Genomic DNA, 25,908 nt, shown 5'->3' on the forward strand with positions numbered 1-25,908 from the left:
GCCTCGATCAGTTGCGGCGGTGGGCGTTGAGGCGGTGCTCGACGAACAAGGAATAGCGCGACATGCCAAAGCAGAACAGGAAGTAGATGATCCCGGCGAAGGCGAAGCCGGTGAACGCCGTCGACGGCGTCGACCATTTCGGATCCGCGAACGAGGCGCGCAGCGAGCCGAGCAGATCGAACAGCGCCACGATCGAGACCAGCGAGGTGTCCTTGAACAGCGAGATGAAGCTGTTGACGAGGTTCGGAATGACGTGCCGCAGCCCCTGCGGCAGCACGATCAGCGAGGTCGTCTTCCACCAGGACAGCCCGAGGGCGGCGGCCGCCTCGCTCTGCCCGCGCGGGATCGCCGCCAGCCCGCCGCGGACGTTCTCGGCCTGATAGGCGCCGGTGAACAGCGCGATGCCGATCAGCGCACGCACCAAGCCGTCGACGGTGAAATTGCCGGGAAGGAACAGCGGCAGCATGTAGGTTGCGAAGAACAGCACGGTGATCAGCGGCACGCCGCGCCAGAACTCGATGAAGGCGATCGAGAAGATCCGGATCAAGGGAATGGTCGAGCGGCGGCCGAGCGCGAGCGCGATGCCGATCGGCAGCGAGGTGACGATGCCGGTGACGGACACCACCAGCGTCACCAGGAGGCCACCCCACAGATTCGTCGTTACGATCGGCAATCCGCCGTGATCGAGATCCATCAGCCTGATGACGATGGCGATGCCAATGAAGGTGGCGATGCTCGACGCCAGAGCCCGCCCGCCGGTGCGAACGCCACCGCCGAGAACGAAGGCGATCAGGCAGACGATCGCGGCCGTGACGCCGAAATCCGCCCAGACGGGCTGGCCGGTGCCCTGGAGATAATCGCGCAGCCAGGTGAGCGGAAAGATCAGCCAATGGATCAGCGTACCGAGCAGCACGATGAGGCTCCCGAGCGCCCACAGCAGCGGACCGACCGCAGAGGTCCTGCTCGATGTGATCAGCGCTTGTCCGGCACCGACGATGCTCTCATCGAACAATTGCAGCAGGCCGGCCGTCCAGCTCAGCCCGAAGCCCTTGATGCCGCCGCCGTGCAGCAGGAAGAACGCCACCACCGGAAAAGCGACGAAGAACAAGCCGGCATTCAGGCTCTTGGCCGGCAGCCGCGGAATGAGCAGCGGCAACAGCAGGACGACTGCAAGCAACAGCGTCAAGTTCACCCGCCAACGCTCGGCCTCGGGATAGAAGCCGTAGATCAGTTGCGGGAGCTTCGCCTGGATGTAGGGCCAGCAGGCGCCGACCGCAAAGCCGGCGTTCTCGGCGAGGCACGCGGTGCGGTCCTTACCGCTCCAGACCGCATCGACCAACAGGAACTTGACGGAGGGAACGATGGTGAACCAGAGCAGCAAGGCGCCGACGATCGTCAGCAGGATGTTGGTCGGCGAGTTGAACAGGCGCGTGCGCATCAGGCCGATGAAGCCCGTGGTCTTCACCGGCGCGGGACGCTCGGCGAGCAGGTCCTGGCGGACGAAGCTGGACGAGATGACATCGCTCATGCGCCGAGGCTCCGGCTGACACGCCAACCGTAGACGCTCATGATCGCGCTGGTCAGGAGCGAGATCAGGAGATAGACGCCCATCGTCATGGCGATGATCTCGATCGCCTGCCCGGTCTGGCTCAGCGACGTGCCGGCAAACACCGACACCAGGTCAGGATAGCCGATCGCGACCGCCAGCGACGAGTTCTTGGTGAGATTGAGGTACTGGTTGGTTAGCGGCGGCACGATGACGCGCATGGCCTGCGGCACGACGATGAGGCGGAGCGTGGCGCCGCGGCTGAGGCCGAGCGAAGATCCCGCCTCCATCTGCCCCTTGTGAACGGACAGGATGCCAGCGCGCACGATCTCGGCGATGAAGGCGGCGGTATAGGTCGCCAGCGCCACCGTCAGCGCCACGAATTCCGGGATGATGCGTGAGCCGCCGGCGAAGTTGAACCCCCTCAGCTGCGGCAGCTCGAAGGTGAAAGGCAGACCGAAGACCAGCATCGTGGCCAGCGGAAGCCCGAACAGCAGGGCCAGCACGGAAGGCCAGATGCGGATCACCTGCCCGCGCTGAAACAGCGCTCGCCTTGCGTAGACGCGCAACGCCAGTGAGGCGACGATGCCGAGCGCCAGCACCGCCAGGAACGGCGCGAGACCGCTCTGACCGATCGGGCTGGGAATGACGAGGCCTCGATTGCTGATGAAGGCAATGCCGAACAGGGAAATGCTCTGCCGCGGATTTGGCAGGGCCGCGAGCACCGCCAGGTACCAGAACAGGATCTGGAACAGCAGTGGCAGGTTGCGGATGACCTCGACATAGATCTCGCCGACCCGCGACAGCAGCCAATTGGGCGACAGCCGGCACAGCGCGACGATGAAGCCGATCACCGTGGCGAAGACAATGCCCACCACGGAGACCACGAGCGTATTCAACAGTCCGACCACGAACACGCGCAGGAACGTGTCCGAGCCGGTATAGGAGATCAGGGTCTGGTTGACGTCGAAGCCGGCATTGTTCCTGAGGAAGCCGAAGCCGGCGGCGATGTGCTGGTTCTCGAGATTGGCCCGCGCGTTGGAGACGATCTCGTAGCCGATCCAGCCCAGGATCGCCGCGAAGGCAAACTGGACGGCAACGCCGTTCCAGCCTGCCTTGCCGCCCAGAATACGCCGTATCTTCAGCGCGATCTGGGGCGGCGGTTTTCGAGCCTCGGTGCTCATGCCGCTGCCGGCCGATCAGGGATGATCAGCGGATCGGCGGCGCGTACTGAAGACCGCCCTTGTTCCAGAGATTGTTGACACCGCGATTGATGCCGAGCGGCGAACCGGCGCCGACGGTGCGATCGAACACCTCACCGTAATTGCCGACGGTCTTGACGATCCGCACCACCCAATCCTTGGTCAGGCCGAGCTGTTCGCCGAAATTGCCGTCGCTGCCGAGCACGCGCTTCAGCTCGGGATTTTCCAGCTTCGCCTTCTCGTCGATGTTCTTCGAGGTCACGCCGAGCTCTTCGGCGGTGAGCATCGCGAACAGCGTCCATTTCACGATGTCGAACCACTGGTCGTCGCCGTGCCGCACCATCGGACCGAGCGGCTCCTTCGAGATGATCTCGGGCAGCACCATGTGGTCGTTGGGGCTGGCGAGCTTGAGGCGGTTGGCGTACAGGCCCGACTGGTCGGTGGTGAAGACGTCGCAGCGGCCGGCCTCATAGGCCTTGACGGTCTCGTCGTTGGTGGCGAACGCGATCACCTCGTACTTCATGTTGTTGGCCTTGAAGTAGTCGGCGAGATTCTGCTCAGTGGTGGTGCCGGTCTGCACGCAGACCGATGCACTGTTGAGCTCGAGCGCCGAATTCACCTTGAGCGACTTCTTCACCATGAAGCCCTGCCCGTCGTAATAGGTCACGCCGGTGAAATTGGCGCCGAGCGAGGTGTCGCGCGAGATGGTCCAGGTGGTGTTGCGCGAGAGCACGTCGACCTCGCCGGATTGCAGCGCCGTGAAGCGGTCCTTGGCCGACAGCGGCACGAACTTGACCTTGGTCGGATCGTTGAAGATGGCGCCGGCAATGGCGCGGCAGACGTCGACGTCGATGCCGGTCCAGTTGCCCTTGTCGTCGGGCGAGGAGAAGCCCGGCAGGCCCTGGCTGACGCCGCAGGACACCATGCCCCGATCCTTGACGGTCTTGAGCGTTTGCGCATCGGCGGCTTGGGCGGTGAGGCCGGCGGCGAGAGCAAGGGAGAGAGCCAGGGTTACGCGTTTCATGGGCTTTGGGCCTTTCAAGGTCGTCTCAAGGTCAGGAATGTTGTCTTAGGATCGTCTCTGCCAAGCCAGGTCCTTCAAGAATCGGGCCTTGCAAGAGTCATGCTGGAAAACCTTGCCGAACACTCGCCGATCTCGGGAGGCCATACCTTCATCCCCGCCGCCGGCGCCCACCATCTCTTGGCTGTGACGCGACGTCCGGTCAGGCAATGGATCGAAGGTCGCGGCAGGCCCCTCAACATGCGGCGACTGAATAGCACCTGCGCATCACAGAACGACTGGCGTTCCGGGTCAAGGGGTTGACGGGACTCTTCTGTGTTCTGTTATTAACGACCGCGGCCTTTCGGTCGGCCCAGGGGCGCGATGCGTCCGGTGGAAACGCGGTTTTGAAAGCAGGCGCATGGATTCTTCGTCCCTCCAAGAGCAGCACGCCGAGACCCGGCTGGTCACCTCCGGCCGCGACACCAAGGCGCAGAAGGGGTTCGTCAATCCGCCGGTCTTCCACGGCTCGACCGTGCTCTATCCGACCGCAGAGGACCTGCACGCCCATCGCGGCGAGTTCACCTACGGCCGTCACGGTTCCCCGACGACCAAGGCGTTCCAGGAGACGCTGATGGCGCTGGAGGGTCCGCAATGCGCCGGCGTCGGTATCGTGCCGTCGGGGCTGTCGGCGATTTCCACCACCCTGCTCTCGGTGCTCAAAGCCGGCGACCACATCCTGGTGGTCGACAACATCTATCGGCCCTCGCGCAATTTCTGCAACGGCATGCTCACGCGCTACGGCGTCGAGACCACCTATTTCGATCCGATGATCGGCGCGGGCATCGACAAGCTGTTCAAGCCCAACACCCGGGCCGTTCTGGTAGAGGCGCCGGGCTCGCAATCGTTCGAGATGCCCGACATCCGCGCCATCGCCGAAGTCGCACATGGGCGCGGCGCGCTCGTCATCGACGACAACACCTGGGCGACGCCGCTCTATCACCGCTCGCTGGACCAGGGCGTCGACATCAGCATGCAGGCCGCGACGAAATATATCGGCGGCCATTCCGACATCATGTTCGGCACCATCTCGGCCAACGCCAAGGCCTGGCCGATGATTGCCGAAGGCATCCGCTTGCTCGGCGTCTGTGCCGGCCCCGACGACGTCTTCCTGGCGCTGCGCGGCCTCCGCACGCTCTCGGTGCGGCTGGCGCAACATCATCGCTCCGGGCTCGAGATGGCGCGCTGGCTGGCGGCAAGGCCTGAGGTTGCGCGCGTGCTGCATCCCGGGCTGGAGACCGATCCCGGTCATGCGATCTGGAAGCGCGACTTCACCGGCGCCTCCGGCCTGTTCAGCATCGTGCTGAAGCCGGCGCCGCAGCAGGCGGTCGACACCATGCTCAATACGCTGAAGCTGTTCGGCATGGGCTTTTCCTGGGGCGGGTTCGAGAGCCTTGCAATTCCCTTCGATTGCGATGCCTATCGCACCGCGACCAAATGGGAGCCCGGCGGCCCGACGCTGCGTCTCCACATCGGGCTCGAGAGCACCGACGACCTCAAGGCCGATCTCGACCGCGGCTTCGCTGCCCTCAAAGCGGCCATGTGAGCATCAGGATTGGGCATCTCGCCTAGCAACGTGCCAGGCTTCAACAAGCGGAGCCGAACGCTGGATCAGCGGTCCAGCGTCTTCGAGGCGGTGCCGCGGTTCTTCCAGATCAGCATGATGTTTCTGATATAGATGATGGTCGCGAGCGACTGTCCGAGGATGATGACGGGCTCGCGCTTGACGACGCCATAGACCAGCGTCATCAGCCCGCCGCCCATCGAGCAGAACCAGAACGCCATCGGCACCACGCTGTTGCCGGCGCGCTCGCTCGCGATCCACTGCACCAGGAAGCGCGCCGTGAAGAACAGCTGCGCGACCAGGCCGAATGCCAGCCAGAAGTCGAACTTGGCGACGAAGACGTCATAGAGATAATTGCTCAGCGCCTGACCGTATTGAATGATCATGCGTCCACCTCGGTCACTTCTGGCGTCGGCTTCTTGCGGCGGATCAGCCACCAAACGCCGGCAAGATCCATGATGCCGATCCACAGCCGGTCGAAGAAACCATAGTTGGACACGCCGGAATGGCGCGGCCGGTCGATCACGTCGACATAGGCGATGTCGTAGCCTTCGCGGCGGACCAGGGCGGGAAGGAAGCGATGCAGCCCGTCGAAATAAGGCAGCATCAGGAAAACGTCACGCCGGAACGCCTTCAGCCCGCAGCCGGTGTCGCGCGTGCCGTCCTTCAGGATGGCGTTGCGAATGCCGTTGGCGACGCGCGACTGGAATTTCTTGAAGCCGGTGTCCTTGCGCCCGATCCGCTGGCCGGCCGCGAGCCCGACGCGCCCTGCTCCCTTCTCGACCGCCGCGATCAGGTCGGGCAGGAAGGCCGGATTGTTCTGGCCGTCGCCATCGAGTGTCGCCACGATCTCTCCGCGCGCCGCGCGCACGCCGCTGCGCACGGCCGCCGACTGGCCGCCCGATCTTGCATGGCGAAGCTGACGCAGATTGCTCTGCTGCTTCATGATGGCGCCAAGCCGCTCGCCGGTGGCGTCGGTCGAGCCGTCGTTGACGTAGATGATCTCATAGGGCCAGCGGCCATCGAGTGCCGCGCCGATCTCCGCGATCAGCGGCGCGATGTTGTCGGCTTCGTTGCGCACGGGAACAACGATGGACACCGAAGGCTGGGACGTCGACAAATCGAGGCTCGTGGTTGGAATTGACCTGCCCAAAGAACCTGCCCAAGGGAACCGGCGGTCCCGGCAGGCAGCCGCTTTTATGGGGCGGATGCCCGGTGGGCAACCCTTTTGAGGCGGTCGGAAAACGTCCCTGAAAGCGGCACGATGGTGCCGTCGGCGCGGATGGCAAATCCGAGCTTTCGGGCCGCGAACCAGTAATGAACGGCCATGGCGCCCACCGTTCCGACCAGAGCGCCGGCGACCACGTCGCTCGGATGATGCGCCAGCAACACCAGGCGCGTCAGCACGATCACGATTGCGTAAGTGAACATGAAGACGCGCAGACGCGGCCACAGTGCCGAGACGGCAAACGCCAGGGCGAACGCGGCCACGGCGTGGCCTGACGGCAGGCTGGCATAAGCCCCCGTCCCCTCGAACGGGACGAAGTTGAACGGATTGGCCTTGCCCCCGACGAACGGACGTCCGCGGCCGATGACATATTTCAGGATCTCGGCGACGAAGGCTGACACGGCAACCGACAGAAACAGGAATTGCAGCCGCGTGCCGAAGCCGAGCAGCAGCGCGCGGCGGCTCCCACGCAGCCCGGCCGCGACGAGCGCCAGCACCACCAGCGCAGCACCCAGCACCGAGAGGATATACTCGTCCTTGCCGAAATCGGTGAGGATGCGGATCGGCCACAGGCTCGGCGTGCCGCGCGGCGGCATCAGCAGGATCTCGGTCTGATCGAACGCGACCATCAGCACGATGACGAGCGCTGCACCCGCCGCGGCAAGCCACAGCGAATGCCGCGCCAGCTTCCGGGCGGCCTCGGCGCGGCGCGAATGCGAGGGCGACCGCACGAGCTGCGCCAGCGCGCGCCAGGACACCGTTAGCAATTGCGCGGGATAGCCGGCATGCGGCGCAATGTCGGTGGGGGCCCGCACCCTATTCGGTTCCTTCCGAGCGGAAGATCGAGATCGAGATCGCGCGCCCTTGCGAGAAGTTATAGCCGTCGATGCGCGCGCCGACCTTGTAGCGCAGCCCGATCGCCTCGGCGCGCTGCACGAAGCTGCGCTCCGAGCGCTGCTCGATCAGCGCGAAGCGGCAGCTGCCCTGCCGCAGGAAATCCGCCGCGCCGGAGCCGTCGGTGAGCAAGGTCCGGGTGCCCGCCAGGAAGACGAGGCTCGGCTCGTGATAACCGGCCGCAGCCGCCTTCGGTCCGACGCAGGTGACGTTGCGAAGCGCGCGCGCGATCTCGATGCTGGGAAACAGCGGGGTCAGCGACGGCAGCACGATGCCGTAAATCGTCACGGCGAGCATCAGGCCTGCGACCAGGGCGTTGAGAAACGAGCGCTCGGCGCGGTTGGTATCGAACAGCCACCAGGCGAACAGACCGAAGATCAGCGCGGCCGCGATGAACGGCCAAGCTACGAAAGCGGGCTGCCGCGTCAGTATCACCGAGCCGACCACCGCGATGATGGAGGCGGCTGCGGGGATCGCGAACCACCAGGCCGAGCCGCGCATCAGCCAGGAGCGCGACAGCACGCGCCGCTCCACCGCGCCGGCGGTGAGGATCGCGATCGCGGGATACAGCGGCAGCACGTAATGCGGCAGCTTGGTCAGCACCGCCTCGAACACGATCCAGGACGGGATCAGCCAGGCCAGCAGGAACTGCGCACCGGGCTCGCGGCGGGCCCGCCACACCGCGGGCGCCGCCATCGCCGCCAGCGGCGCACCCGGCCAGAACGTGATCCAGAACAGCGCCAGGTAAAGTCCGGGCGGTGCGCCGTGGGATTCCTGGGCGCCAAGCTTGCTCAGCATGTCGCCGCCGACGGAGGTGGTGAAGAAGGTCTCGCCCGCGCGCCAGAAGATCGCGACGAACCAGGGCAGCACCAGCACCAGCATCCACATCAGGCCCCAGACAGGCCGCAGCTTCCACAGCCAGGAGGCGTCGCGGTCCTGGATCGCGAGCGCGACGATGGTCAGGCCTGCGAACATCAGGATCAGCGGCCCCTTGATCAGGATGCCCGCAGCAAGCGCGGTCCAGAAGATCGCGGGCCAGCTCCAGGGCGGATGCGTCTCGTCCTCGGCGCGCTGCCAGGACAGATAGGCCCGCGCCATCGCGCCCATCGCGGCAACCACGCAGAGCAGCAGCACGGCGTCGGTCTTGGCCAGGCGCGCCTCGACGCCGAGCAGCACCGAGGCGCACATCATCAGCGCAGCCAGAACCGCGGCGCGCCGCGTGACGAAGCCGAGCGCGGCCCAATACGTCATCAGCACGGCGCCGATCGCGCCCATCAGTGACGGCAGCCGGTAGACCCAGATGCGCAATTCGGCCTTCGGCAGCTTGAGCATCGAGGCGGCTTCGACGGTCGCCGATTGCAACCAGTAGATGCCGACCGGCTTCTTGTAGCGGACGTCCTCCTGAAAGCGGATGTCGACATAATCGCCGCTCTCGACCATCTGCTTGGTGGCCTGGGCAAACCGTGCCTCGTCGCGGTCGATCGGCGGGATGGTGAAGAAGCCCGGCAGGAACAGCAGCAGCGCACACAGCACCAGGAAGCCGACCGCGCGCGGGTGGCTGGCAGTGACGATGTCGAGCATGCGCACGAGCCCGCTGCCCGGATTTGTGGGCGATTTCGACTCGCGGGGGGCACCAAAACGAGGGCTGGGGTAGGTCTCGGCCATTGGTTCCGCTTACGCTGAAACCGCCATGGCCACAACCGCTTAAGGCAGGGTCATTGAATTCGAATGACGACTGTGTCCGCGGCGCCCGTGGCGTCGATCACGGTGAGCCGTGCAAAGCCCGGGCCGGGCGGATCGATCAACCGATGACGGCGGCCGTCGATCTCGCCGAGCGCGGTGCCGTTAACCATGACGGTCATGGGCAGCACGCCGCCGGCGACCTTGACCGGCATAGCCGCGCTCTCCCGGCCACCCGATCGATCGACGTCGATCCGCGAGCCGTTCAGCGGAAATTGGATATGCAGCGGCTGCTCGCCCCCGCTTCGCACCAGTTCGCCGACCGGACGGAACCGCTTCAAGGGCAGCGGCAGCTTCGCGTTGCTTGCGACCAGGGTTCCCTTGGGCGGCTTCGGCAAGGCGGCCAGCGTCTTGCCGCTGCGGGCGAAGGCATCGAACAGGATGGGCGCGGCGGCGACGCGTCCGATCAGGCCGGGAACCGGCGCTCCGTCCGGACGGCCAACCCAGACGCCGATGGTCATGCGACCGTCGAAGCCGACCGACCAGGCGTCGCGATAGCCGTAGGAGGTGCCGGTCTTGAAGGCGATGCGGTTGTGGGCGGCGTTCTCCGGCGGGGGCGTGCCGAGCAGGACGTTGCCGACCTGCCAGGCTGCGACCTGATCCAGCAGCCGCAGCGGCTCCCGCTCGTCCTTGGCCGTGACGATCTCGCGCAACGGCTTGGTGGTCCCAAGGCGGGCAAAGCCGGCATAGAGCTGGGCCAGATCCTGCAGCGTCACGCCGACGCCGCCGAGCCCCATGGCGAGGCCGGGCGCTTCGTCCTTGGGCAGGACGAGGTTGCCGCCGGCCTGCCGCAGCCGCGAGGTCAGCCGGCTCGAGCCGACGCGGTCGAGCAGCACGATGGCCGGCACGTTCAGCGACAGTTGCAGAGCCTTCCTCACCGGCACGGTGCCCTGGAAAGTCATGTCGAAATTTTCCGGCGCATAGGAGCCGAAGCGGACCGGGCGGTCGTCGATCAAGCTGTCGGGATGGACAAAGCCGTCCTCGAAGGCGAGCCCGTAGATGAAGGGCTTGAGCGTCGAGCCGGGCGAGCGGATGGCGCGGGTCATGTCGACCTGCCCTGCCCGGCTCTCGTCGAAATAATCGGCCGAGCCGACACGCGCGAGCACGTCGCCGCTCTCATTGTCGACCACGACGATGCCGACCGAGATGTTCGGACCCAGCGCAATTGCGCGGTCGCGCGCCAGCGGCTCCAGCACCTTCTGCAAGGTCGCATCGAGCGTCAGCTTGATGATCGGCGCGTCCTTGACCGTCGACTGCGCGGCGTCGGAGGCATGCGGCGCCAGGATCGGCATCGGCCTGCGCAGTTTCGGCACCGGCATCGCCTTGGCCTGATTGGCCTCCTCAGTGCTGACCACGTGCTCCTCGACCATGCGGTCGAGCACGCGGTCGCGCGCCTTGCGGGCTGCTTCCGGATAGCGATCCAGCCGGCGTGTCTCCGGCGATTGCGGCAGCGCAACCAGCAACGCGGCCTCCGCCAGCGACAGCCGCTTCGGCTCCTTGCCGAGGTAGGCGATCGACGCCGCGCGGATGCCTTCGAGATTGCCGCCATAGGGCGCCAGCGCCAGATAGAGATCGAGGATCTGCTCCTTGCTCATGCTGCGCTCGATCTCGATGGCACGCACGATCTGCCGCAATTTTGCGTAAAGCGAGCGCTGCCGCCGCGGCTCCATCAGACGGGCCAGCTGCATGCTGATGGTCGAGCCGCCCGAGACGATGTGGCCGCGCGTTCCCAGCTGCAACGCGGCGCGTCCCAGAGCGAGCGGATCGACGCCGTTGTGGGCGTAGAAGCGCTGATCTTCATAGGCGAAAAGCAGCTTCAGGTAGGTCGGATCGACGTTGGTCCTGGCATCGACCGGCAACCGCCAGCGCCCATCCGCCATCGCATAGGCGCGCAGCAGTTTGCCGTTGCGATCGACGATGGTGGTTGAGACCTGGCGGGCTTCGTCGAGCGGGAGCGGGCCGAGCGCGTAGACCCAGCCAACGAAGCCGATGATGGCGAGGATAAAGGTGAGCGCGGCTGCGGAGAGAAGGCGAAAGGCGATCCGCCCCCTCCGTCCGTCATGGCCGGGCTTGACCCGGCCATCCACGCCAACACCCACCGCCGGCGCGGCCGTGGATGCCCGTGTATGTGGCTCGACCTCGCTCATCTCACTCACTTCGCCGCCCGCACCTCGACACTGCCCGTGCCGGTCCGGCCATAGCGCGAGGGATTGTACATGTCCTCGACATAGGCCTGCGGCAGCACGTATTTGCCGGGCGAGACCGCGCGCACGACATAGGCGAGCGTGAAGACCGACTTGGAATCCGAGGCCCGGTCGACGGCCGCGGTGAAGCGGTCGTCGCGGAATTCGGTATGTTCCGGCTCCTCGCCGTCCTCGATCCAGTCCAGCGTGCCGCTGTCGCCGGACGACACCAGGTTCGGATTGTCGATCTCCAGGCCCGCCGGCAGATAGTCGGACACCATGATGTGGCCGTACTCGGGCTTGGCCTCAGTGATCTTCAGCACCACCGCAAAGCGCTGGTTCTGCTTGACCTTGCTGATGTCCGCGGGCTTGCCGTCGAGCGTATAGTAGCCGCGCTCGATCTTGAAGCCGTTGGACGCCGCCGGCTCCGGCGTGACCGGCGAGCCCGACACCGAGACGACCGCCTGCACCGGCGCATCGCCGGTGTTGGTGATCTTCAGCGGTTTGCCGCCCAGCGTGTCCGCCTTGTAACTGCGGTACAGCGCAGTCTTGACCGGCTGCCCATCGACCTCGATCGAGAGGTTCTCCTTGGCGAGCGCCCGTGCCGCCAGCACCAGCCACGCATTCTCCTGCGTGGAGGTGTAGGGCGTCAGCCCACGGGCGGTCTCGACCCGCGACACCGCCTGCGTCAGCGTCGCCCTCGGCGCATTGCCTTCACTGGCGAGCGACACCAATGCTGCGGCATCGCGCAGCTGCGAGCCGTAGTCGGTGCGGCCGAATTCCAGCGCGGGCTTCGGCGCAAGGCTGTCGAGCGCCGCGCCATAGACCCGTTCGGCGCGGTTGCGGTCGCCGACCAGGGCGAGCGCCGCCGCAAGCTGCGATTTCGCGATTGGGGTCGCGAGGTTGGCGAGCTTGGTATCGGCGAGATAGCGGAGATCGCCGATCGGAGCTGCGCCGTTACGGGCGAGCACATACAGGCCATAGGCGAGATCGCGGCCACCGTCCTTCTCCGGCTCGTCGGCATTGACGACGGAGTTGCGGATACGGTCGAGCGCGTTCTTGAACAGCACGTCCGGCACCGCAAAGCCCTTCTCGCGGGCGCGGGTGAGGAAGTCCGTCACGTAGGCATCGAGCCAGGCATCGTCGCCGCCGGCCAGCCACAGGCCGAACGAGCCGTTCGAGCCCTGGCGGGCCAGCAGCCGCTCGATGGCGTCGCGGATGCGCTGGTCGACCTCGGTGTCCATGGCAAGATGCGCGCCGGCCGCGAGCTCGTTGACATAGAGCAGCGGCATCGCCCGGCTCGTGATCTGCTCCGAGCAGCCATGGGGATAGCGGTCGAGCGCTTTCAGGATCGTTGCCGCATCGAGCGCGGTCGACAGGCTGGCCGAGACCGAGATAGCGCCGGTGCCCGGCACGAGGTCGGAGAACATGTCCGAGCTCAGCGTCAGGCTCTCGCCCTTCGCCAGGGTCCGGATCGAGCGCCGCGCCAGCACCTGCGTCGCCGGCTTGACGTCGAACACATAGTGACGCACCAGCGCGAGGCCATTCGGCCCCTTGATGTCGACGTCGAGCGTCGCCTGCCCCGCCGCGGTCGCATCGAGCGCGAGCGAGAACGCATTGCGCTGCTTGGCCGCGAGCTTCACCGTGGTGGCGGGATTGCCGGTCATCTTCACCGGGCCGCCCGCCTTCACGTTGATGACGTAGTCGCCGGCCTGGCCCTCCACATTGTCGATCTCGAGGTTGACCGAGCCGCGGTCGCCGTTGAGCAGGAAGCGCGGCAGCGTCGTCGTCAGCACGACGGGATCGCGGATCACGACGTCGGTGTTGGCGCGGCCGAGCTTGGTCGCGGTCCACGCCACCGCCATCACGCGCGCGGTTCCGGCGAACTCCGGAACATCGAAACTCACTTCGGCCGAGCCGTCGGCGGCGACGGTGACGATGCCGGAATACAGCGCGAGCGGCTTCTGCGTGGGCGGCGAGCCCTGGAGCTCGCCACCGGCGTCGCCGCCGGACTTGATCTGGCCGCGCGTGCCCGACATGCCGTCGATCAGCTGCCCGTAGAGGTCGCGAATCTCGGCGCTGAGGCGACGCTGGCCGAGATAATAATCGTCCGGCGCCGGCGGCTTGTAATTGGTGAGATTGAGGATGCCGACGTCGACCGCGGCGATGACGACCTTGGCGTCCTCGCCCGGATTGAGCCCATCGAGCTTGACGGGGATCTTCAGCGTCGAATTCGGCCGGATCAGCGAAGGCGGCGACAGCTTCACCTGCAGCGTACGCGCCTGCTTGTCGATGCCGAACCATTTCAGCCCGATCGCACGGCCCGGCATGCGCTGGGCGGCGGCATCGAGCGGACGGCGCAGCGTCGCCACCACATAGGCGCCGGTGCCCCAATCCTTGCCGATCGGGAGCTTGACCTGCGCGGTGCCTTCCTTGACGTCGATGGTCTGCGTCGTCAGCAGCCGCTCGCCGAGCACGTTGATGGTGAGCTTGCCGGCGCTGCGGACGTTGACGGACACCGTCATGGTGTCGCCGGAGGAATATTGCGGCTTGTCGATCGAGGTCTCCAGCAGGTCCGGCGTGTCGGCGCTGCCGTCGGAGTACCAGCCGACGTCGAACTGCACCGAGGTCACCGGGCCGTCGGCCTCGTTCGACTTGACGTCGAGCCGGTAGCGGCCGGGCTGCGGCGTAAGCGAGATCCGCGTCGGCTTGTCGACCGTAACAGTGACGTCGCCGTCGGCGACGCGCGAGGTCGACTTGACCGGCTCGTACTCCCAGTAATTGTTCTGGCGGTACCACTGGTAGCGCGACTCGATCTTCAGGAGCTCGTAGCGCAGACCGTCGCGGCGCAGCTTCTCGCCGTCCGGCGAGACGAACACGACGTCGAACTCGGCCTTGTCGCCCTCCGTGACGTTCTTGTCGCCGAACAGCGGCTTGATGCCGATCTGCGCCGTGGCGGGCGCGACCGGCAGCACGATCTTGCGCTCGACGGCGCGGCCGCCGGTCTCGACCATGCGGACGAAGATCTGCGCCTCCTGCGGACGCGTCGAGGCCGGCTGCTTGTCCAGCGTCACCGGGAAGGTCGCGACGCCATGGGCGTCCGCCTCGGGCAGGTTCTCCAGCGGCGTGCGCTCGTTCGAGGTGGTCTCTTCGTCGTCGACGCCGAACTTGTAGCCGGCAAAGCCGGGCCGCTCGGCCGCCGGCGCGATCAGCATGTCGCCTTCGAGCTGCAGGCCCGAAGCAGGTGCGCCATAGAGGAAATGACCGTCGGCCTTAAGCTCCACTGGAGCGTTAGCTTTGATCAGCTTGTCCTTGGCGGACAAGTCGAATTCGATCCGATCGGGGACGTAATCCTCGACCATGAAGGTGGTCTCGCCGACCGAAGCTCCCTTCGGATCGGTGAAGGCGCGCACCCGCCAGGTGCCGGTCGGTACGGCCGAGTTGAGCGGCACGGACAGCGTGCGGCCGCCGGCGCCCTGATCCGCCAGTACGGCGCGACGATATTCGACGCCGTCCGGGCGCTCGACCACCAGCGTCATCGGCCCGCCGGTGACGGCATTGCCCTGCCCGTCGCGCAGCAGCGCGGTGAGGAACACGGTCTCGCTGGAACGGTAGACGCCACGCTCGGCATAGACGAAGGCATCGGCGCCGGCGGGCACCGCGCGCCCCGAAACGCCGCGGTCGGACAGGTCGAAGGCCGAGGTCTTCAGGCTCAGGAAGGCATAATCGGCCTTCTCGCCGGTGACCGTGAGCATCGCCGGCGACAATCCGCCCTCGCCGCGCGCAAGGCCGGCCTCGAACAGCACGTGACCAGCATCGTCGGTCTTGCGCGTCGCCAGGATCTCGTTGTTGCGCGCGACCAGGCGCACCTCGGCCTTGCCGACCGGGTCGGTCGACGCCAGCGAGTTGACGAAGACATGAATGCCGTCATTGCCGGAATAAGCGGCGATGCCGAGGTCGGAGACGATGAACCATTGCGTGGCGAGCTGGTAGTCCTCGTCCGAGGCCCTCGCCGCGGCCGTCATGACGTAGACACCGGGCTGGAGCTCGCCGAGCGCCTGGTCGACCGGGAACGCCGTGGTGACGTCCTGGTTCAGCGTCGTCGCAGTCGCAAGCTCGCCGGTCCAGACCTTGACGCCGCGCTCGTCGCCGAGCTCGCTGAGCTGGTACTTCGACAGCGTCCTCTGAAAATCGCTGTCCACGACCGTGTTGATCAGGTTGCGGTCGCCGATCCGGAACACGTTGATGCTGACTGAGGGCGTGTTGACGCTGACGACGGGAATGCCGCGCTGGCCGGTCCGCGGCAGCACATATGCGCGGCTGGTAAAGCGCACGAACGGCTTGCGGTCGCGCACATAGATGTTGAACTCGGCCGATTTCGGCAGCCCCTCCTTCACGGTCGACGGCAAGCCGGCGCGCAGGTTGATGTTGTAGCGCTCGCCGTGCTTCAGCCCGTCGACGCAGAGCTGCTTGCCTTCGGCCGACAGCGCCGGCTTGTCCTGGCCTGCAAGCGCCAGGAACGGCGCGAAGTCGGTGCGCTTGGCGAGCTCCTCGGAGAACTGGAAGCAGGCGCGCGGGCTCGCCGAGTCCGAGTCGACGGTATAGTCGAGCAGCCGGAAGCCGTGCTCGTCGCGCATCTTCTCATATTGGCCGCGGACCTCGGCGACCTCGCGCATGTCGAGCGACAGCCGCAGCGCATCCAGTGCCGGCCGCCACAGCTTGCGGTCGGCCAGCGCCTTGCCGAGCACGGCGAGCGCGTCGGCCTCCTCGCCCGGATTGCCGGCGCGCATGTAAGCGATATAGGCCGCCGTCGAGGCGCGCTCCAGCAGGAAGGTCTGCTCGCTCGAGCTCTTCGGCGATATCTGGAAGATGACCTTGGCGAGCCGCAGCCAGTTGCCGGCATCCTCGGGCGTGGTCGCGGCGATCTGGCCGAGCACCGAAAGGCCGGTGCGGTAATCATTGCGCCGGAAGGCGGCGTCGGCGTCCGTCTTCAGCGTCGCATTGGTCTTGGCGACCGGCCCCGCCTCGCTCTTGATCTGGGCCTCCAGCTTGATCGCGGAATCCGCGAGGTCGTCGCGTTTGAACGCCTTGTCGGCGGCCTGCGCGGTGACAAGGCCGAGCGCTAGCGCGGCGCAGATTGTGACGGCGCGAACGAGACCGATCATTGAAGACTCCCGGAAAGCGCGGACGAACGCCGCGGCGGCAAATGAAATGCGCGGAAAGGTGACGGACTCAAGGCGATGGAACCAGAAGGTGCAAAGCGTCGCTTTCGCCATGACAGAGGTAAGCCCAGAGGAGACCGGCCAAGATATCGCCACGCACGCCGTCCTGATGGCGCAGCACTACCTGACCAGTCGACCGGCGGCCGTGCCCCGGAAGCTGTTCAGCGTTCCCGGCGATGTGATCCATCGTCCAGTCCGCTGCCGCTCAACCCGGCACCCTGACACCCCACCGTTCCGCTTTGTCGCCGCACTGAGGAAAACGGTTCGGTTCAGACTTGGCGAAACACCAGTTTTTTCATATTGGCATGCTACATGAACGGCCAGCCGCCCAATCCGGGCGGCTCAAGACGGCCGGCTCAGACGGTCCCGTAGCTCAACTGGATAGAGTAGCGGATTTCTACTCCGCGGGTTGCAGGTTCGAGTCCTGCCGGGATCGCCAGCTCGTTGCCTTGCCGCCGCTGTTCACGAACGCGTGGGTAACCATATGCCGGCCTTTGAACGGCGCCGATCAGCCCTATCTAAGCGCCGGGTGAGACGCGCCCGATAGGTTTGGGAATGCAGCAATCCGAATTGACGAGAATGGCGATCGCATCTGCGGTCGCGGTCGTTGCGATCTTGTATTTGGCGGTCGACGCGGGCTTGGTGAGCACCAATGCGGTCACGAGGCCCGTCAAGGTGGTCCAGGCCTCGATCCTTGGCGCCGCAACGGGACAACGTCAGCCTGCATTTGCCGTTGAGGACTGGGCGCGCCGCGGTCACGACAAGCCGCGACTCGAATATTGCCTGGCGGTCGACTGATCGACGCGCCCGCCCTCCGGTCTATCCACAGCCTGCCCGCTGATGACCCCGCCACCACCGCGCAATGGCCGCGGTGAGATCGTCCCACACCTCCGTCGGCAGGTCCGGCACCGCCACCCGGACGCTGTACTGGTCCGTCGTCGCGTCGTGAAACCACTCGGTCGCGGCGAAATCGAAGCCGAAGCTGCCGGCGTGGCGGATGGGAAAGCCCGCGCGGCGCAATTCGCAGCTCATGTCCTCGGCAGCCTGCCGTGCGGCCGCCTCGTCGAGCGCGCGCCTTCCGCGAAGAGTCACGTAGAGGCCGTGAGCGAAGCGAAGCTGAGCCGAGAGCGCCGGGATCTCGGCGGCAAAGCATCGCGCCGAGCTGCGGCCGTTGCGCAAGATCGCCGCCACGCGCCGCTTCGTCAGCGCCCAATACGCCGCGCTGCCCGCGAAGGGCGGGAAGTGGGCCGGCAATGCCGCGCCGCCGAGCAGCCGCACTGCGTTGCACGTTTCGAACGCGAGGCGTGACCATTCAGCGTCCCCTGCCCGCGGTGGACGCTCATGCCCGCCCACGAAGACGGCCGAGCCGAGGCGGCCATATTCCGCTCCGAGCGAATCGAGCTTGTTGTGGCTTCGCACCAGCACCAGCGCAATTCCGTGTCGCCTGGCCCACCCCACGACGCGCCTGATGCGGCCCGACCTGCCGGCGAAGCACGTCGTATCGAAAATCAGGAGATCGAGGCCCGAGCCGTCACAGCGCAGCACCGCCTCGATGGCGCCGGCGACGGAGCAGGAATCCAGCAGCAGGATCCGCGGCGAGCTCACCCGTGCAAGCGCATCGCCGAGCGGCAGCGGCAAGGGTTCGATCCGCAAATGCGGCATGAAGCTTCGGATCAGCTCCAGCGTCTCGCCATAGCAGCCTGGCAGCACCAGGATATCCGCCTTCGCGACGATCCGCGCGGAGGCGAGCAGCACCGCGGAGATCGCCGCCATCCCCGAGGCAGTGTAGATCGCCGTGCTCGTGCAGCCGCCGTCGAGCTCGTAGAACGACGGACCGCGTACCGTGAGATCGGCCCGCTGGTAGTCGTAACTGAACTCGAACGGCCCGCTGGCGGGATCGGCCGTGTGCGACCAGGCGGTCTCGGTCGCCTTCCACTCGTGTAATTCATGCTCCGCCCTGAGCGCGGCAGTGATCTGGAATTTGGACCTGACGACGTCATCGACGGAACGCGGCGACGCCAAATCGAGCGGGTTTCTCAGGCCGTCGTTCAACAGCCTGAGTTCCCAGTGCTTGCGTTCCAGATAGGCCCGAACGGTCTCCATCGCGCTTCTTGACAGATCCAATCAGGCGTCAACGTCCGGAAATCCCAACGGGTCCAACGTGCCTGCTGCAACGAACCGGCGCCTTCGCAGTTGAAGCCATGCAAGGAGGACAGCATGGCTGACATCAGAGAGCACATGAAGATCATCGGCAAGGACGGCGCACATGTCGGCACCGTCGATCGTCTCGAGGGCAACCGCATCAAGCTGACGCGCAAGGACAGCCCGGAAGGTCACAAGGACCACCATCACTACATCGACACGAAATATGTCGGCGCCGTCGAAGGCGACGTGGTCAAGCTGTCGGTGAATGCCGACGCCGTCCCGAAGACCGAAGCTGCGTAAAACACTGAGCCCCTGCGGGGGCTTTTTGTTTGTTCACGGTCCGACTCCGCTTCGTTCGCGAGTACGAATCGCGACTGCAATTCGATTGCGCGGAGCATTCGTTAACGATGACTTTCTGCGGAAGGTCGCTGCAATGCGATCGGATTTCAGCGCTGCGGATTGACCGGGAACGAATGCGCGATCCGCGCGTTGGATGACCGAACTGAGTGGTGCCGACCCGCCAGCCCCGGTCGGCTTTGAAGGACCCCGTGCTTGTCCCCCGAGCACGGGGTTTTTCTCATCTCAGCGCTCTCGGGCCAAAGGCCTGCGCCCGGCTGGATGCGAGGGGCCGGCTTGCTCATCGTGCAGATCGCGGGCGAGTTCGTGCCATGCCAGGGCCAGCTGGATCAGCCGTTGCCTGTCGGCACCCTCGGCCTCCGCGGCGCGCTTCATAGCGGCCTCGGCCTCATGTTGCGGATCGTACTCCGTGTACATGCGCAGACTCTAGCCGGCCATCTGGACGAGTGCGTGGCAATTTCGTCCGTATGATTGCGGGGTAACGACCAGCCTTCCTGCACCGGTCTGTGAACCACGTCACAGCCTGTCCGCGACATCTCCGCTAAACTGCGTGTCCAGGCTTCATGGGTGATGTCCGGTCATGACACGCAAAGCAGCAACCGAAGTCATCGTCCCGAGGCAGCGACATCGCGCGGACCTGCTCGGCATCGCCTATCTCGGCACCATCGGCGTCGTCATGGTGGCCTGGATCGCGGGCCTGGTCTGGGCCTCGATCGCATTCTTCGATTGGCTCGTGTCCTGACCGACCAAGGCATTGGCCTGCCAGCTGATCGCCGTTTTAGAGCAGGTAGGGCAACGCCTGCGAGAGTTTAATTCCGCCGCAAACGATCATGGCCCAGAGCGCCACGCTGATCTGGATGGCATCCAGCATGCACCACATCCCCCGCGAATCATCCCGTCATTTTTCTTTGAAATTGACGTGAGGGGGCGACGAGCACCAGAGCCAATTCATAGCAACCGCCGGCGTGCAAAAGGATGAGGCGGGCCCGAAGCCCGCCTCCAATGGTCCGATCCTGCCTGCAAAACTCAATAGCAGGCGCGGGGATCGGCCTGCACATATTGGCCGTTCGGATAGCGGTAGTAGCAGGTGCCCTGCGCCCAGTAATAGCCGGGCTGGGACGCTGCGGTCGCGCCAGCAATCGCGCCCGTCGCGCCGCCAAGAACCGCGCCTGCGGCGGCCCCGGTTGCATTGCCCGAGATCAGTCCGCCCAGCAGGCCGCCGACGAGCGCGCCGCCGAGCGCGCTGGCGCCGGGATCGGCCGGCGGTGGCGGCGGCGGAGGTGGCGGAGCATAGGCCACCGGAGGCCGGGCGTAGACCACCGGCACGTCGTCGATATAGTCCTCTGAAATGTAGGCGGGCGGGCCGGCCATACGCTGCGGATAATAATACCAGACGCCGCCAACGTCCCACCACCAGCCGGATCGGCCATGGCGGACGTCGTGGCGCCAGCGTCCGCCCTCCCAGGCAAGGTTGCCGCGATAGGTGTGCCCACCCCAATCACGTGTGGGAGCAGGACCGCGCGCGACGTGACGTCCGGGCGGCGGGCCCCCGGCGTTGTGACCCGCATGGGGCTGACCGCCGGGCTGCGCAGGCCTGGTCGCTTGCTGCGGCGGAGGGCCCTTGCGCATGGGCGGATTGGCCTGTGGCGGCGCGCCTGCTGCCGGCCCGGCCGGCGGTTGGACGACCTCTTGCCGGGACCTGGCCTCTTGCGCCTGCGCCGACAGCGCGAGCAGCGACGTGGCCGAAACCAAGGGAATGAAGATCTTCAGATGTTTGGACGCACTCATGCGTGCTCGCCCCCTGCTCTCATGGCCGTGAATCCCGGGCGCGATCGGCGAATCGCCGCGCGCCGGGCTGATGCCGGCCGAAATCACTGCCCTGCTTGATCGGCTAAGTCCCGTTACAAATGATTAAGATCAGGGCATTTTTTCGGCCCCATGGCCATGCTGTAGAGCGCGCCTAGCGAGCCGGCTCGATCACATTGCAATTGCTTCGCCCGGACATCAGACAATCCTGCATCTTGCTGGCTGCCGTCAGATCCCGGGCAAGCCACCAGCCGACGCCGAGGATCACGACCGCGATGATCAATCCTGCCAGCGCGCCGCGGCGGTCGCCGCCGGACGGAGGCTTGGGCTGACGGTTCGGTCGAGGATGGGGCTCCTCGCCCGGTTCGGATCTGGACTCTGGCTTCGACATGGCCGCCTGGTCACGCTGGCGCGCTGGCTTTACCACCTCTGCGGCGTCGCGTCACATCCGGATCGTCCGGCCCAATTCAGCCCCGGGTCTGCTGGATTGCATCCTTGCGCAAGGTTTCGACCGCCCGAATTGCCTCCTGAACGCGCGGTGCGCAGCTCGTGAGCACGAATGCGGTCTGGGTGCATTCCCAATCCGCTCCCAGCACGGCACTTTCGATGGGCTGCGGACGAGCCAGCAGCAGCGCGGCGCCGGCCACGCCTGCCAGGGCGACGGCAATCGCGAGCGCCTTCAGGCTTGGTCTTGAGATTGTCATGCCCGTGCTCCGTCTCGTACGGGGCGGACGCTAGGCGTCGCCCATGTGCTCCCTTATGAGGGACATCACAATTCGGCAGTTTTTTCGGGCTACGAGAGATCGTCGGGGGGCGATTTTTCGTTGACCTGATCGGCTGCGATTATGGGTGGCTTCGCGACGCGCGCCGATGTACACGCTTCTGCGTCGCGTGGCGCCTGCTATGCCCAGCCGACTTACCAACAGGCACCGATGTAGGATCGAAAGCGAGGAAGACAAGGCTCGTCGATGAGTGGATTCAGGGAACCCGGCTTTGCAGACCGGCAAAAGGCGGCGCAGGACGCCCGCAAAAATCTTTTGAACAAGTTCAAGTCGCAGCCGGGGCCGGATGATCCCGCGGTGGCGGCGAAGCGCGCCGAGCGTGAGGCCCTCGCGGCCAAGCGCGCCGAGGCAAAGGCCGCGCGCGAGGCCGAAAAGGCTGAGCAGAAGCGCCTCGAGGAAGAGGCCAAGGCAGCCGAAGCTGCGCGGATCGCGCGGGAAGCCGAGGAAGCCGCCGAGAAGCAGGCTGCGCTCGAGGCCGAGCAGAAGGCCAAGCGCGATGCGCGCTACGCCGCCCGCAAGGCTAAGCGCAAGTAAAACGCGCTGGTCACGTTCAATTGAACTTGAACTGAGCCATCATTCCGGGGGCCTCAAATGCCGCCGGAATTCGAGAGGACGCGGCCCGCCCAAGGGGCGTTGCGCGATGACGACCCGGGATCAGTTCTTCTTCATCATCCCGTCGTCCTTTTTCATGCCGTCCTTCGACATGTGATCCTTCTTCATGCCGTCGTCCTTGGACATGTGGTCCTTCTTCATCATGCCGTCCTTGGACATCGTGTCCTTTTTCATCATGCCATCATCCTTGCCCATCTTGTCCTGAGCAAAGGCGGCCGGCGCAAACGCGAGGCCTAGCGAGAGAGCGGCAGCCGAGACGCCGAGCACGATGCGGGTGCGAATGGTCATGGTTCATCTTCCTTCGTGATTTGTTTGTCAGCGACGGACGCCGCTATCCTGTCTCGACGGATAGCCGTGTGGCGTTGTTACGCTGACCATCGATAAATTTCTGCGGCCAGCCGCCCTCGTTGATTGGCGAGCCCGCATGGATCGGATGTGCTGCAGCGCAGCACAACCGGCACTTGCCGCGGCACTCTGTCTCGAACTATCAGATGAAAGACCATCGGATGGAGACCGGCTTGGATTGGCCCCGCGGTCGCGAAGAACCCAGTTCAAATCACCTCTGCCAAAAACACTCCGAGAAACGCCCAAAGAAACGCCCAAGGGGATTACATCATGTTCACGCGCCGCCATCTGCTCGCGACCGCCGTCGCGGCACCTGCCATTCTCCGCTTCGGCACCGGCACCGCGCAGGCCGCGACCACGCTGAAGATCTCGCATCAGTTCCCAGGCGGCACTATCGACAAGGGCGATTTCCGCGACCGGCTGTGCCGCATGTTCGCTGCCGAAGTGAGTAAGCGCAGCAATGGCGACATTGCCGCCGAGATCTATCCGAACTCCTCGCTGATCAAGACCAACGCGCAGTTCTCCGCCATGCGCAAGGGCGCGCTCGATATCAGCCTCTATCCGATGCCCTATGCCGGCGGCGAAGTGCCGGAGACCAATATCGGCCTGATGCCGGGCCTCGTGACCAACTACGACCAGGGTCTGCGCTGGAAGAAGGAGCCCGTCGGCAAGGCGCTGACCGACTTCCTGGCCGACAAGGGCATCATCCTGCTCACCTGGGTCTGGCAGGCCGGCGGCGTTGCTAGCCGTTCCAAGCCGATCGTCGCCCCGGAGGACGCCAAGGGCCTCAAGGTGCGCGGCGGCTCGCGCGAGATGGACATGGTGCTGCAGACCGCCGGCGCCTCGGTGTTGTCGGTCCCGTCGAACGAGATCTACGCGGCGATGCAGACCGGCGCCTGCGATGCCGGCATCACCTCCTCGACGAGCCTGATCTCGTTCCGCCTCGAAGAGGTCGCGAAGTCGCTGACCTCGGGCGCGGGCGCCTCCTATTGGTTCATGCTCGAGCCGCTGATGATGTCGAAGGCGATCTTCGACAAGCTGCCGAAGAACCATCAGGACATCCTGCTCGCGGTCGGCACCGAGCTCGAAGCCTTCGGCCGCAAGGGCGCGCAGGATGACGACGTCGAGGTCGCCAAGGTCTATGAGAAGGCCGGGGCCAAGGTCTCGGCGCTCGACGCCGCCACCGTCGGAAAATGGCGCGACATCGCCCGCGACACCGCGTGGAAGGACTACAGCGCCAAGACCGCGACCGCCGCAAACCTGCTCAAGCTCGCCATCGACGTCGCAGCATGAGCCACGGTCCGCTTCCGGATCGTGACGACCGGACGAGCGTTGCCGCGGGGACCGGCCCTGCGGCAGCGATCGATCGCGGTCTCGCCGTCCTCAACAGCATCATCGTCGTGTTCGCCGCGATCGCACTGGTCGCGGCCTGCGCAATCCTGAGCTACAGCGTGCTCAGTCGCGCCTTATACAAGGCGGCCAATTACTGGCAGGACGAGGCCGCCGTATTCCTCCTGGTCGGCGCGACCTTCATGACGGCGGCCTATGTGCAGCAGAACCGCGGTCATATCGGCATCGAGGCCTTCGTCGGCCTGCTCTCGCCATTCGCGAACCGGGTCCGGCTCTGGCTGGTCGATGCCGCCACGTTCCTGTTCTGCGCCTTCTTCACCTGGAAGTCGTGGACACTGGCGCACGAAGCCTATGTCGACGGCCAGGTCTCGAACTCGATGTGGTCGCCGCCGCTCGCCATTCCCTACACGCTGATGGCGCTGGGGATGAGCCTGCTCTGCATCCAGATCCTCGTGCAGCTTGCGCTGCCTTTCGCCGGAGCCAAGCGGCCATGAGCGTTTTCGGTATCGGCGTCGCCTACGGCATCGTGACGCTGCTCGTGATGTTCTCGGGCATGCCCATTGCGTTCGCGCTCGGCGCGGTCGCGGTGGTGTTCATGGCCATCTTCATGCCCTCGGCCTCGCTCGATACGGTGACGCAGAACGTCTACGAGGAGATGGCCTCGATCACGCTGTTGTCGATCCCGCTCTTCATCCTGAAGGGCGCGGCGATCGGCAGGTCCCGCGCCGGCCAGGATCTCTATCTGGCGCTGCATGCCTGGCTGCACCGCGTGCCCGGCGGCCTCGGCGTTGCCAACGTGTTCGCCTGCGCGCTGTTCGCGGCGATGGCGGGGTCTTCGCCGGCAACTTGCTCGGCGATCGGCTCGGCCGGGATCCCCGAGATGCGCAAGCGCGGCTATTCCGGCGGCTTCGCCGCCGGCATCATCGCAGCGGGGGGCACGCTCGGCATCCTGCTGCCGCCCTCGATCACGATGATCCTGTTCGCGGTCGCCGCCGAAAAGTCGCTGGGACGGCTGTTCCTCGCCGGCATCGGGCCGGGCCTGCTGCTGGTCACGCTGTTCGGCATCTATGCCGTCGTTCGCTTCCGCCAGGAATATGCCGCCGCCGAGGTGGCTTACAAGAACGGCGGACCGGAGGCTCCGATCTTGCATCGTGACGAGTACACGCTCGCCGAACGCTTCAGCGTGCTGCCGCGCGTGATCCCCTTCGTGCTGCTGCTCACCGGCGTCATGGTCGCGCTCTATGGCGGCTATGCCACGCCGTCGGAGACCGCCGGCCTCGGCGGCCTCCTGGCGCTGGCGCTGATCGCTGCGATCTACAGCGTGTGGCGGCCGAGCGACCTCGCGCCGATCATGAAGTCGACGATCCGGGAATCGACCATGCTGATGATGATCATCGGCATGTCGCTGCTCTATTCCTACGTGATGAGCTATCTGCACATCTCGCAATCGGTCGCCGAATCCATCGTTGCGATGCACCTGCCGCGCTGGGAGCTGCTGTTCGCGATCCTCGTCATGGTCGTGGTGCTCGGCTTCTTCCTGCCGCCGGTCTCGATCATCCTGATGACGGCACCGATCATCCTGCCGCCGCTCCGCGCCGCCAATTTCGACATCATCTGGTTCGGCGTCGTCATGACCATCGTGATGGAGATGGGGCTGATCCACCCGCCGGTCGGCCTCAACATCTTCGTCATCCGCAACGTCGCGCCCGATATTCCCCTGCGCGAGGTGATCTGGGGTACGCTGCCCTTCGTGCTCTTGATGATGCTTGCAGTGCTGCTGCTGTGCCTGGTGCCGGGGATTTCGACCTGGCTGCCGGACCTCGTGATGGGGCCGGACGGGAGCAGGTAGAAGCGATCGCCGGCCTGTAGGGT

Annotated in this window: 23 protein-coding genes and 1 tRNA gene; 9 read left to right on the top strand and 15 right to left on the bottom strand. The window is 65.7% G+C overall.

Annotated features, from left to right (window positions below; translation table 11 throughout):
- Positions 1 to 7: 7 nt before the first annotated feature.
- The 3 genes from I6F37_RS06835 to I6F37_RS06845 are packed head-to-tail and all read right to left on the bottom strand — an operon-like array spanning position 8 to position 3,772.
- A complete protein-coding gene (locus tag I6F37_RS06835; RefSeq protein ID WP_225147929.1) occupies positions 8 to 1,528 on the bottom strand; it encodes an amino acid ABC transporter permease in 1,521 nt (506 codons plus the stop codon).
- Positions 1,525 to 2,730, bottom strand: coding sequence for an amino acid ABC transporter permease (locus I6F37_RS06840; protein ID WP_036027974.1), 1,206 nt, complete (start codon positions 2,728 to 2,730; stop codon positions 1,525 to 1,527). The genes I6F37_RS06835 and I6F37_RS06840 overlap by 4 nt, the downstream gene beginning before the upstream one ends.
- 25 nt (positions 2,731 to 2,755) lie before the next feature.
- Positions 2,756 to 3,772 carry an amino acid ABC transporter substrate-binding protein gene (locus tag I6F37_RS06845; protein ID WP_036027973.1) on the bottom strand — a complete coding sequence of 339 codons (1,017 nt, stop codon included), beginning with the start codon at positions 3,770 to 3,772 and terminating at the stop codon, positions 2,756 to 2,758.
- A 397-nt stretch (positions 3,773 to 4,169) separates the two neighbouring features.
- On the opposite strand from I6F37_RS06845, the gene metC reads away from it, so the two are divergent.
- The gene (gene metC, locus I6F37_RS06850; RefSeq protein WP_225150711.1) at positions 4,170 to 5,354 is read left to right on the top strand and encodes a cystathionine beta-lyase; all 1,185 of its coding nucleotides are present in this window, start codon (positions 4,170 to 4,172) and stop codon (positions 5,352 to 5,354) included.
- 65 nt (positions 5,355 to 5,419) lie between these two features.
- Here the strand turns inward: metC and I6F37_RS06855 are convergent, their stop codons facing one another.
- From I6F37_RS06855 to I6F37_RS06880, 6 genes are all read right to left on the bottom strand, one after another.
- Positions 5,420 to 5,758, bottom strand: coding sequence for a lipid-A-disaccharide synthase N-terminal domain-containing protein (locus I6F37_RS06855; RefSeq protein ID WP_025036223.1), 339 nt, complete (start codon positions 5,756 to 5,758; stop codon positions 5,420 to 5,422).
- Positions 5,755 to 6,492 carry a glycosyltransferase family 2 protein gene (locus I6F37_RS06860; protein WP_036027971.1) on the bottom strand — a complete coding sequence of 246 codons (738 nt, stop codon included), beginning with the start codon at positions 6,490 to 6,492 and terminating at the stop codon, positions 5,755 to 5,757. The genes I6F37_RS06855 and I6F37_RS06860 overlap by 4 nt, the downstream gene beginning before the upstream one ends.
- A gap of 77 nt (positions 6,493 to 6,569) precedes the next feature.
- The gene (locus I6F37_RS06865) at positions 6,570 to 7,415 is read right to left on the bottom strand and encodes a phosphatase PAP2 family protein (protein ID WP_035999564.1); all 846 of its coding nucleotides are present in this window, start codon (positions 7,413 to 7,415) and stop codon (positions 6,570 to 6,572) included.
- A gap of 1 nt (position 7,416) precedes the next feature.
- Positions 7,417 to 9,159, bottom strand: a complete 1,743-nt coding sequence (locus I6F37_RS06870) for a glycosyltransferase family 39 protein (RefSeq protein ID WP_036027969.1) — start codon at positions 9,157 to 9,159, stop codon at positions 7,417 to 7,419.
- 50 nt (positions 9,160 to 9,209) lie between these two features.
- The gene (pbpC, locus tag I6F37_RS06875) at positions 9,210 to 11,381 is read right to left on the bottom strand and encodes a penicillin-binding protein 1C (protein ID WP_085968744.1); all 2,172 of its coding nucleotides are present in this window, start codon (positions 11,379 to 11,381) and stop codon (positions 9,210 to 9,212) included.
- Positions 11,382 to 11,386: 5 nt separating this feature from the next.
- On the bottom strand, positions 11,387 to 16,582 hold the full coding sequence (locus tag I6F37_RS06880) for an alpha-2-macroglobulin (protein ID WP_225150712.1): 5,196 nt from the start codon (positions 16,580 to 16,582) through the stop codon (positions 11,387 to 11,389).
- A gap of 419 nt (positions 16,583 to 17,001) precedes the next feature.
- Between I6F37_RS06880 and I6F37_RS06885 the strand changes: the two genes are divergently transcribed.
- Together I6F37_RS06885 and I6F37_RS06890 are read left to right on the top strand one after the other, a co-directional pair.
- Positions 17,002 to 17,078 (top strand) — tRNA-Arg (locus I6F37_RS06885).
- A gap of 140 nt (positions 17,079 to 17,218) precedes the next feature.
- Positions 17,219 to 17,437 carry a hypothetical protein gene (locus I6F37_RS06890; RefSeq protein ID WP_225150713.1) on the top strand — a complete coding sequence of 73 codons (219 nt, stop codon included), beginning with the start codon at positions 17,219 to 17,221 and terminating at the stop codon, positions 17,435 to 17,437.
- Between the two features lie 21 nt (positions 17,438 to 17,458).
- Here I6F37_RS06890 and I6F37_RS06895 read toward each other — a convergent pair whose 3' ends face one another.
- Positions 17,459 to 18,742 carry a hypothetical protein gene (locus I6F37_RS06895; protein ID WP_225150714.1) on the bottom strand — a complete coding sequence of 428 codons (1,284 nt, stop codon included), beginning with the start codon at positions 18,740 to 18,742 and terminating at the stop codon, positions 17,459 to 17,461.
- A 114-nt stretch (positions 18,743 to 18,856) separates the two neighbouring features.
- Here I6F37_RS06895 and I6F37_RS06900 point away from each other — a divergent pair, with 114 nt between their 5' ends.
- Positions 18,857 to 19,084, top strand: a complete 228-nt coding sequence (locus I6F37_RS06900; RefSeq protein ID WP_025036201.1) for a DUF2171 domain-containing protein — start codon at positions 18,857 to 18,859, stop codon at positions 19,082 to 19,084.
- A 282-nt stretch (positions 19,085 to 19,366) separates the two neighbouring features.
- Here I6F37_RS06900 and I6F37_RS06905 read toward each other — a convergent pair whose 3' ends face one another.
- A complete protein-coding gene (locus I6F37_RS06905; protein WP_074447952.1) occupies positions 19,367 to 19,558 on the bottom strand; it encodes a hypothetical protein in 192 nt (63 codons plus the stop codon).
- A 163-nt stretch (positions 19,559 to 19,721) separates the two neighbouring features.
- On the opposite strand from I6F37_RS06905, the gene I6F37_RS06910 reads away from it, so the two are divergent.
- Positions 19,722 to 19,883: a hypothetical protein gene (locus I6F37_RS06910; RefSeq protein ID WP_035999590.1), complete on the top strand. Its 162-nt coding sequence runs from the start codon at positions 19,722 to 19,724 to the stop codon at positions 19,881 to 19,883.
- A gap of 284 nt (positions 19,884 to 20,167) precedes the next feature.
- Here the strand turns inward: I6F37_RS06910 and I6F37_RS06915 are convergent, their stop codons facing one another.
- The 3 genes from I6F37_RS06915 to I6F37_RS06925 form a co-directional block, all read right to left on the bottom strand.
- Positions 20,168 to 20,929 (bottom strand): hypothetical protein, encoded by a 762-nt coding sequence (locus tag I6F37_RS06915; protein WP_036028017.1) that lies wholly within the window; start codon positions 20,927 to 20,929, stop codon positions 20,168 to 20,170.
- A gap of 172 nt (positions 20,930 to 21,101) precedes the next feature.
- Positions 21,102 to 21,338, bottom strand: a complete 237-nt coding sequence (locus tag I6F37_RS06920) for a hypothetical protein (protein ID WP_057029336.1) — start codon at positions 21,336 to 21,338, stop codon at positions 21,102 to 21,104.
- A 76-nt stretch (positions 21,339 to 21,414) separates the two neighbouring features.
- Positions 21,415 to 21,651, bottom strand: coding sequence for a hypothetical protein (locus I6F37_RS06925; RefSeq protein ID WP_225150715.1), 237 nt, complete (start codon positions 21,649 to 21,651; stop codon positions 21,415 to 21,417).
- 264 nt (positions 21,652 to 21,915) lie between these two features.
- Between I6F37_RS06925 and I6F37_RS06930 the strand changes: the two genes are divergently transcribed.
- Positions 21,916 to 22,263: a DUF6481 family protein gene (locus I6F37_RS06930; RefSeq protein ID WP_036027966.1), complete on the top strand. Its 348-nt coding sequence runs from the start codon at positions 21,916 to 21,918 to the stop codon at positions 22,261 to 22,263.
- A 120-nt stretch (positions 22,264 to 22,383) separates the two neighbouring features.
- On the opposite strand, the gene I6F37_RS06935 is transcribed toward I6F37_RS06930, so the two are convergent.
- Positions 22,384 to 22,629 carry a pentapeptide MXKDX repeat protein gene (locus I6F37_RS06935; RefSeq protein ID WP_035999609.1) on the bottom strand — a complete coding sequence of 82 codons (246 nt, stop codon included), beginning with the start codon at positions 22,627 to 22,629 and terminating at the stop codon, positions 22,384 to 22,386.
- A gap of 327 nt (positions 22,630 to 22,956) precedes the next feature.
- Here I6F37_RS06935 and dctP point away from each other — a divergent pair, with 327 nt between their 5' ends.
- Genes dctP through I6F37_RS06950 form a run of 3 tightly spaced genes read left to right on the top strand, consistent with a single transcriptional unit; the run spans position 22,957 to position 25,885 of the window.
- Positions 22,957 to 23,979 (top strand): TRAP transporter substrate-binding protein DctP, encoded by a 1,023-nt coding sequence (gene dctP, locus I6F37_RS06940; RefSeq protein ID WP_225125469.1) that lies wholly within the window; start codon positions 22,957 to 22,959, stop codon positions 23,977 to 23,979.
- Complete coding sequence (locus tag I6F37_RS06945; protein ID WP_057029145.1) at positions 23,976 to 24,530, top strand: TRAP transporter small permease; 555 nt, start codon at positions 23,976 to 23,978, stop codon at positions 24,528 to 24,530. The genes dctP and I6F37_RS06945 overlap by 4 nt, the downstream gene beginning before the upstream one ends.
- On the top strand, positions 24,527 to 25,885 hold the full coding sequence (locus I6F37_RS06950) for a TRAP transporter large permease (protein WP_225150716.1): 1,359 nt from the start codon (positions 24,527 to 24,529) through the stop codon (positions 25,883 to 25,885). Before I6F37_RS06945 ends, I6F37_RS06950 begins: the two co-directional genes overlap by 4 nt.
- Positions 25,886 to 25,908 lie beyond the last annotated feature (23 nt).

Origin of the sequence: Bradyrhizobium sp. NBAIM08, assembly GCF_020193935.1 — a bacterium.
Classification (GTDB): Bacteria; Pseudomonadota; Alphaproteobacteria; order Rhizobiales; family Xanthobacteraceae; genus Bradyrhizobium; species Bradyrhizobium yuanmingense.

What these genes read in the sequence shown, in the direction of transcription:
- I6F37_RS06925 (WP_225150715.1), bottom strand. Translation starts at nt 21,651, where the DNA reads ATGACAATCTCAAGACCAAGCCTGAAGGCGCTCGCGATTGCCGTCGCC.
- I6F37_RS06845 (WP_036027973.1), bottom strand. Translation starts at nt 3,772, where the DNA reads ATGAAACGCGTAACCCTGGCTCTCTCCCTTGCTCTCGCCGCCGGCCTC.
- pbpC (WP_085968744.1), bottom strand. Translation starts at nt 11,381, where the DNA reads ATGAGCGAGGTCGAGCCACATACACGGGCATCCACGGCCGCGCCGGCG.
- I6F37_RS06895 (WP_225150714.1), bottom strand. Translation starts at nt 18,742, where the DNA reads ATGGAGACCGTTCGGGCCTATCTGGAACGCAAGCACTGGGAACTCAGG.
- I6F37_RS06935 (WP_035999609.1), bottom strand. Translation starts at nt 22,629, where the DNA reads ATGACCATTCGCACCCGCATCGTGCTCGGCGTCTCGGCTGCCGCTCTC.
- metC (WP_225150711.1), top strand. Translation starts at nt 4,170, where the DNA reads ATGGATTCTTCGTCCCTCCAAGAGCAGCACGCCGAGACCCGGCTGGTC.
- I6F37_RS06920 (WP_057029336.1), bottom strand. Translation starts at nt 21,338, where the DNA reads ATGTCGAAGCCAGAGTCCAGATCCGAACCGGGCGAGGAGCCCCATCCT.
- I6F37_RS06870 (WP_036027969.1), bottom strand. Translation starts at nt 9,159, where the DNA reads ATGGCCGAGACCTACCCCAGCCCTCGTTTTGGTGCCCCCCGCGAGTCG.
- I6F37_RS06840 (WP_036027974.1), bottom strand. Translation starts at nt 2,730, where the DNA reads ATGAGCACCGAGGCTCGAAAACCGCCGCCCCAGATCGCGCTGAAGATA.
- I6F37_RS06855 (WP_025036223.1), bottom strand. Translation starts at nt 5,758, where the DNA reads ATGATCATTCAATACGGTCAGGCGCTGAGCAATTATCTCTATGACGTC.
- I6F37_RS06880 (WP_225150712.1), bottom strand. Translation starts at nt 16,582, where the DNA reads ATGATCGGTCTCGTTCGCGCCGTCACAATCTGCGCCGCGCTAGCGCTC.
- I6F37_RS06915 (WP_036028017.1), bottom strand. Translation starts at nt 20,929, where the DNA reads ATGAGTGCGTCCAAACATCTGAAGATCTTCATTCCCTTGGTTTCGGCC.
- I6F37_RS06950 (WP_225150716.1), top strand. Translation starts at nt 24,527, where the DNA reads ATGAGCGTTTTCGGTATCGGCGTCGCCTACGGCATCGTGACGCTGCTC.
- dctP (WP_225125469.1), top strand. Translation starts at nt 22,957, where the DNA reads ATGTTCACGCGCCGCCATCTGCTCGCGACCGCCGTCGCGGCACCTGCC.
- I6F37_RS06890 (WP_225150713.1), top strand. Translation starts at nt 17,219, where the DNA reads ATGGCGATCGCATCTGCGGTCGCGGTCGTTGCGATCTTGTATTTGGCG.
- I6F37_RS06905 (WP_074447952.1), bottom strand. Translation starts at nt 19,558, where the DNA reads ATGTACACGGAGTACGATCCGCAACATGAGGCCGAGGCCGCTATGAAG.
- I6F37_RS06900 (WP_025036201.1), top strand. Translation starts at nt 18,857, where the DNA reads ATGGCTGACATCAGAGAGCACATGAAGATCATCGGCAAGGACGGCGCA.
- I6F37_RS06910 (WP_035999590.1), top strand. Translation starts at nt 19,722, where the DNA reads ATGACACGCAAAGCAGCAACCGAAGTCATCGTCCCGAGGCAGCGACAT.
- I6F37_RS06930 (WP_036027966.1), top strand. Translation starts at nt 21,916, where the DNA reads ATGAGTGGATTCAGGGAACCCGGCTTTGCAGACCGGCAAAAGGCGGCG.
- I6F37_RS06945 (WP_057029145.1), top strand. Translation starts at nt 23,976, where the DNA reads ATGAGCCACGGTCCGCTTCCGGATCGTGACGACCGGACGAGCGTTGCC.
- I6F37_RS06835 (WP_225147929.1), bottom strand. Translation starts at nt 1,528, where the DNA reads ATGAGCGATGTCATCTCGTCCAGCTTCGTCCGCCAGGACCTGCTCGCC.